Here is a 424-nt window from a genome sequence, read left to right as displayed (position 1 = left end):
GGCTTACACAGCAGGAGTTTGATGGTGAGCTGAGCCTGCCGCCCAAGCTGAATTCAGCCCTGCTGGGTGCCCCTCCGAGCTGGATCGGACAGGACTACGCGAGCTATTTCTACGAGCGATGGCTGTACACCAGGAACGGAAATGCCGTCATCCCGGGCGCAGGAATCGGAGGCGCCTCCAGCGAGGCCGTTGCATTGCCGATCAGCACAGGCATCCGCGCTGACGATCCCAACGTTGGGAGATCACCGCGGGAGTGGGAAAGCGAATGCGCCATCAGTGGATACATCGAAGCATTCAGCGAGCGCGGTGAGGAACTGAACCTGAGTCGCTGGGATTCCATTGCCCACCTCGGCGGAACAATGCAGCCCCAGCAGGGCTACCCTGAGTTCGGCCCCTACTACCTCGAATTCGAGGAGGGTTTTGG

At 60.6% G+C, this 424-nt stretch carries 1 protein-coding gene; it reads left to right on the top strand.

Annotated elements, in window-relative coordinates:
* Positions 1 to 424 (top strand): hypothetical protein (locus HR086_RS47675; RefSeq protein ID WP_217442278.1); only part of this gene is annotated, 424 nt, incomplete at both ends.

Origin of the sequence: Myxococcus sp. CA039A, from assembly GCF_013336645.1 — a bacterium.
Lineage (GTDB): Bacteria > Myxococcota > Myxococcia > Myxococcales > Myxococcaceae > Myxococcus > Myxococcus llanfairpwllgwyngyllgogerychwyrndrobwllllantysiliogogogochensis.
The sequence above is the reverse complement of the archived record's forward strand: the minus strand, read 5'-3'. Positions and strand labels throughout refer to the sequence as shown.